Annotated in this window: 5 protein-coding genes; 2 read left to right on the top strand and 3 right to left on the bottom strand. The window is 69.6% G+C overall.

The features are described from left to right. Positions 1-323 precede the first annotated feature (323 nt). Together ACR2JA_RS16500 and ACR2JA_RS16495 are read left to right on the top strand one after the other, a co-directional pair. Positions 324-1,727, top strand: coding sequence for a sigma-54-dependent transcriptional regulator (locus tag ACR2JA_RS16500; protein WP_434010162.1), 1,404 nt, complete (start codon positions 324-326; stop codon positions 1,725-1,727). Continuing rightward, entirely contained in the window at positions 1,727-3,766 is a 2,040-nt protein-coding gene (locus ACR2JA_RS16495) for a sensor histidine kinase (RefSeq protein WP_434010161.1), read from the top strand. The genes ACR2JA_RS16500 and ACR2JA_RS16495 overlap by 1 nt, the downstream gene beginning before the upstream one ends. Before the next feature lie 105 nt (positions 3,767-3,871). Here ACR2JA_RS16495 and ACR2JA_RS16490 read toward each other — a convergent pair whose 3' ends face one another. From ACR2JA_RS16490 to ACR2JA_RS16480, 3 genes are all read right to left on the bottom strand, one after another. Continuing rightward, positions 3,872-4,063 carry a hypothetical protein gene (locus tag ACR2JA_RS16490; RefSeq protein ID WP_434010160.1) on the bottom strand — a complete coding sequence of 64 codons (192 nt, stop codon included), beginning with the start codon at positions 4,061-4,063 and terminating at the stop codon, positions 3,872-3,874. Between the two features lie 101 nt (positions 4,064-4,164). Continuing rightward, positions 4,165-4,782, bottom strand: coding sequence for a TorD/DmsD family molecular chaperone (locus tag ACR2JA_RS16485; protein WP_434010159.1), 618 nt, complete (start codon positions 4,780-4,782; stop codon positions 4,165-4,167). Positions 4,783-4,787: 5 nt separating this feature from the next. Next, a partial coding sequence (locus ACR2JA_RS16480; protein ID WP_434010158.1) for a 4Fe-4S binding protein occupies positions 4,788-5,762 on the bottom strand: 975 nt, incomplete at its 5' end.

Below are 5,762 nucleotides of genomic sequence, written 5' to 3'. Positions count from 1 at the left end.
GGGCTGACAAGCGCGTTCACCCCCGCCGGCAGGTCGGCTCAAGCTGGGCTGTGGTCACGGTGACCGTCAGCAGCGGGCGCGGGCTGCGCGCGATAGCCAGAACCGTGCCATGCACTGCGGCCCCCTTGTCCTGACGACCCCGGCCCGTGCACCGCCATGCAGGCACCCCATCCACCATCTTCACCCACGACCAAGCGTCAGCTTGTCGCTGTCGCTCGCGACAATTTGTCGCGCCTGCTGCGCCGCAACGCCCCGCCACGATCCGTGGTTTCCGGGTGATTAACCGAGCGTTTCACTCGGCTTCGTCCGTAGAATCGCGCCGGGTGGAACCCACCCTTTTCAACGCCGCCCCGCCCCAAAGCCTCGAAGGCTGGCCCGACTGGTCCATCCTGATCGTGGACGACGAGCAAGGCATGCTCAACTTCCTGGTCAAAACCCTGGCCCCGCGCTGCCGCTTCGTGATGAGCGCAGGCAGCGCCGAAGAAGGCGCGGAGTGGCTGCGCGGCCACCACGCCGACCTGGTGATCCTCGACATCTCGCTGCCCGGCCAGAACGGCGTGGCCTGGCTCAAGGACCTGCGCGAACAGGGCTACACGGGCGAGGTCATCCTCATCACCGCCTTCGCCGACCTGGACACCGCCATCGAGGCGCTGCGCGCCGGTGCGTCGGACTTCATCCTCAAGCCCTTTCGCGTCCCGCAGATCCTCAACGCCGTCAAGCAGTGCCACGAGAGAGCCCGCCTGCGGCGCGAGAACTACGTGCTGCGCCGCGCCGTGGCCGGCACGCGCCGGCACCGCGCCGCGCTGGTGGGCGATTCGCCCGCCCTGGCCGCGCTGCGCGCCTCGGTCGAACGCGTGGCCGCGGTGGACAGCACCGTGCTGCTGCAGGGCGAATCGGGCACCGGCAAAGAGTTGGTGGCGCGCGAGCTGCACGCCCTGAGCGCCCGCAGCGAAGGGCCCTTCGTGCCGGTCAACTGCGCCGCCATCTCACCCGAACTGATCGAGAGCGAACTCTTTGGCCACGCGCGCGGCGCCTTCACCGGCGCCACCCGCGCCCGCGAAGGCCTGTTCCACTACGCGCAGGGCGGCACGCTGTTCCTGGACGAAGTGGCCGAGCTGCCGCAGCCCATCCAGGCCGCGCTGCTGCGCGCGATCGAGGACCTGAGCATCCGCCCCGTGGGCAGCGAGCAGCTGGTGCCGCTCAACCTGCGCGTCATGGCCGCCAGTAACCGCCGCCTGGCCGACGAGGTGGCCGCCGGCCGCTTCCGCCAGGACCTGTACTTCCGCCTGCAGGTGGTCGAACTGAGCCTGCCGCCGCTGCGCGAGCACAAGGCCGACATCCCGGCCCTGGTGCAGCACTTCATGGAGCAGCTCGCGCCCGCGCTGGGCGTGGCGCCGCTGCAGATCAGCGCGCAGGAAATGGGCTTCCTCGCGCAGTACCACTGGCCGGGCAATGTGCGCGAGCTGCGCAACCTGATCGAGCGCTCGCTCATCCTGGGCGCGCTCAACGTCTCGGCGCTGTACCCGGCGCAGACCCAGCGCCACGCGGCGGCCCCCGTCGCCGGCACCATGGACCTGGCCACGATGGAGAAGCTGCACATCCTGAGCGTGCTCGACTCGGTGCAGGGCGACAAGACGCGCGCCGCCGAGCTGCTGGGCGTGTCGCGCCGCACGCTGGAACGCCGGGTGGCCGAGTGGGGCCACGACACCCAGGGTTTCGGCCGCTGATGAAGCTGCCCACACCGCGCTGGCTCGCCACCTCGGTGCGCAACAAGCTGCTGGCCATGGCGCTGCTGCCGCTGCTGGTGGTGTTCCCGCTGCTGGTGCTGGCCATTGCGGTGTGGAGCAGCGTCACCTACGACCGCCTGCTCATCACCAAGGTGCGCAGCGACCTGGCGGTGGCGCGCGGTTACTTCGACCAGACCCTGGCCGAGGTGGGCAGCGGCACACGCGGCGTGGCGCGCTCCCAGCGCCTGCTGCAGGCCATGACGACCGGGGGCAACCTGGCCGCCCGCCTGGCCGCCGACCGGCAGGAACTGGGCCTGGACTTCCTGCTGCTGGTCCAGCACGACGACCCGCGCGCGAACCTGCCCGCCAGCGTGGTGCCGCTGCTGCCACCGGCCGCGCAGACGCCGGCCCGGTCCGCGCAGATCGTGCGCCTCTCGCGCGACGAAATCGCCGCGCTGGCGCCCCAGCTGCTGCCGCGCCTGAACATCCCGCTGGTGGCCACGCGCAACGCGGCGCCCGACGCGCGCCACGTGGAAGACCGCGCCCTGGTGCTGCTGGCCTTGCAGCCGGTGCTGGACGCGGCGGGCCAGCCGCTGGCCCTGCTGGTGGGCGGCCTGCTGCTCAACCAGAACCTGGACTTCATCGACCACATCAACCGCATCGTCTATCCCGAGGGCGCCCTGCCCTTCGGCAGCGAAGGCACGGCCACGCTGTTCCTGGACGACGTGCGCATCACCACCAACGTGCGCCTGTTCCAGGACCAGCGCGCCATCGGCACCCGCGTGTCGCAAACCGTGCGCGAACGTGTGCTGACCCAGGGTCAGACCTGGCTGGACCGCGCCTTCGTCGTCAACGACTGGTACGTCTCGGCCTACGAGCCGCTGCTGGACGCGGCGGGCCAGCGCGTGGGCATGCTCTATGTGGGCTTTCTCGAATCACCCTTCCGCTGGGTGCGCCACGCCATGCTGGCCGTTATGGGGCTGATCTTCCTGGGGGTCATGGCCGTGTCGGCACTGTTCTCGGTGCGCTGGGCGCGCAGCATCTTCCGCCCGGTGGAGCAGATGAACCGCACCATGCAGCGCGTGGAAGACGGCGAAGCCGCCGCGCGGGTGGGCCAGCTTCCCGCACGCGACGAACTCGGCGCACTGGCCGGCCACCTGGACCAGCTGCTGGACGTGATCGACGACAAGACCACCGCGCTGCGCCGCTGGGGCGAAGAGCTGGACCACAAGGTGGCCGAGCGCACGCGCGAGCTGGAGGCCAGCAACGCCTCGCTGCAGCTGGCGCAGCAGCAGCTGGTGAAAAGCGAAAAGCTCGCCGCCATCGGCCAGCTCACCGCGAGCATCGCGCACGAGATCAACAACCCGATTGCGGTCATGCAGGGCAACCTCGACCTGATCCGCGACACGCTGGGCGCCCATGCGCAGCCGGTGAAGGCCGAACTCAAGCTGCTGGACGAACAGGTCGAGCGCATGCGCCTGATCGTCACCCAGCTGCTGCAGTACGCGCGGCCGACCGAATACGCCGGCTATGTGGAAACGCTGGACCTGAACCAGACCGTGCACGACAGCCTGGTGCTGGTGGCCCACCTGCTGGCGCAGACCCGCATCGAGGTGGTGCGCGATCTGCAGGCCACGCAGCGCGTGGGCTTCAACCGGCCCGAACTGCAGCAGGTCATCATCAACCTGCTCATCAACGCCATCCAGGCCATGCCGCAGGGCGGCACGCTGCGGCTGGTCACGCAGGACTGGACCGACGAGCACGGGGAACGCGGCGCGCTGCTGCAGGTGCAGGACTCGGGGCCGGGCCTGGCGCCGGGTGTGGCCGAGCGCCTGTTCCGCCCCTTCTTCACGACCAAGAACGACGGCAATGGCCTGGGCCTGTGGATCAGCCTGGGCCTGGTGGAACGCTACGGCGGTGGCATGGCGGCGGCCAACCGCGCGGATGGCCAGAGCGGAGCGGTGTTCAGCGTGCGGCTACTCACCGAGCCACAGGCACCCGAGGCGGTGAACACGCGGGACGGGCGGCCGGGGGGTTGACCGCTTCGAACGCATCGGGCGCTGCAGGACGCGGGCCCGGTCTGACGGCCCGGTCGGCCAGAGACTTGCCAAGCCCGTCCACGACGGGCGTCTGAAACGACCGGATCAGTCGGGATGTCCGGTCTCGCTGACAGGAGGAACCGAGGCGCCCTGCGATCCGTCGCCGTTGCCGCTGGCGGCAGGCTGCAAAGGCTCGGGTGCACACATGCGCACACCGTCCCATCGCTGGCCACACCAGCACAAGCCCTCGGCGTTGATGATGCAGGTACCGGAACCGCAGCAGCGGGTGTCTTCCATGGTCGGTCTTTCGTGGGACATCGTGATCCGCAAAGCCTATCCGGTCGTGGCGGTCGCGTCATGGCAGCGAGCAATCCCCCGCCCCGCGGCCGGCTTAACTCTCAGGCCATCAAATCAAACCCCTGCGTTTCCACGCTGACGAACGCCGCCGTGAACGCGGCCAACGCGGCGTAGAACTGGGCCTTGGGGTGGGCGGTGATGGCCTCGCACATGGCGGGTACCCAGGGTTGTACGTGGGCGCCGAAGAACTTCTGCTGCTGGGTGAGGTTGGCGACTTCCACGTCATCGCCCGCGATGAGGTAACGCATGACCTCGCAGACGCAGGCGAAGTGGTCTTCGGTTTCGGGCATGGTCTCGTCGCGCGCCAGGCCCAGGGCGGCCAGGTCGCCGCGTAGGGCGGCGAGCGGCTTTTCGTTCAGGAAGCCGCTGAGGTAGAACGAGCCGAACAGGTAGACATCGGGCTTGCCGACGCCGCCGAACAGCGCGTCGTATTCGTTGGCCACCTGCGCGTCGCTGAGGGTGCGCACGGTGCCGACGAACTGGCGCCACGGCTCTTCCAGGAAGCCGCCGGCCGCTGGCGCTTCGGTCACGGCCACGCGCAGCTGGGACAAGAGCTCGGCACTGGGCGGCGCGTAGTACAGCGCGGCCAGCAGGCCGTAGACCTCGGCGCGGGCGGTTTCTTCGTCGAGGGCGGAGGACACGGGGATCTGATCGTTCATTGCGTTCACAAATCGGAGATACGGGTCTCGCCCGGGTTGGTGTAAATGTCCACCACACGGCAGTCGCCGCACATTTTCAGGCGCTCCAGCGCCTCGCCCTGGAACATGGCGTGGCCGCTGAGTTTGGCCAGCATGACCTCAATGCCCTTGAGCGTGCCAAACGGTTTGCTGCAGCGCACGCAGCGGTAGGGCTGCGCTTCGTTGAGCACGCGCGGCTGGCGGCGTTCGTCGCTGAGCAGCAGGCGCGGCTGCAGGGTGATGGCGCTTTCGGGGCAGGTGGTGGCGCACAGGCCGCACTGCACACAGTTCTTTTCGATGAAGCGCAGCTGCGGGCGCTCGGCGTTGTCCTGCAAGGCGCTGGCCGGGCAGGCGCTGACGCAGCTCAGGCAGAGCGTGCAGGCGTCGCGGTTGATGGCGAGGCTGCCAAAGGGCGAAGCGGCGGGCAGCGCGATGGCCGCATCCTGGGTGCGGGTGGCGCGGCTGGCGCTGTCCTGCAGCAGGTGGTCGAGCGCGAGGTCGAGCGTGGCGCGTTTTTCGGGCTGCACCGCGAAGCTGGCGGCCTTGGTGACGCCTTGTGCCGGCGCTTCGCCCAGCTCGGTGTCGAGCACCGGCAGGTCGCGCGCGTCGCGCACTTCGATGAGTTTGAAGTGGCGGCCGCTGTAGCCCAGCGCCTGCACGATGGATTCGGCCACCGCCATCTGCTCGCGCAGGGCCTCGTGGTACTGCGGCGCTTCTTCGCCGGTCATCAGCACCCAGACCTGGCGGGCGCCATAGGCGAAGGCGGTGAGCCAGAGGTCGATGCCGGTGGAGGCGGTGTGCCACAGCGGCAGCGGGATGACGCGCGCCGGCACGCCGCGCACGGTCTTGTCGAGCATGGCCATGCGGCCGAGGTCGTTGACCAGGGCGGCGCCCGCTGCCTGGCTGTGCAGCAGCAGGGCCGCGTCCTTGCCGCCGGCCTTGGCGTAGGTGGCCAGCAGGGT

Source organism: Hydrogenophaga sp., assembly GCF_051007235.1.
In the GTDB taxonomy this organism is placed as follows: domain Bacteria; phylum Pseudomonadota; class Gammaproteobacteria; order Burkholderiales; family Burkholderiaceae_C; genus Hydrogenophaga.
This window is presented reverse-complemented; position numbering and strand designations above follow the sequence as displayed.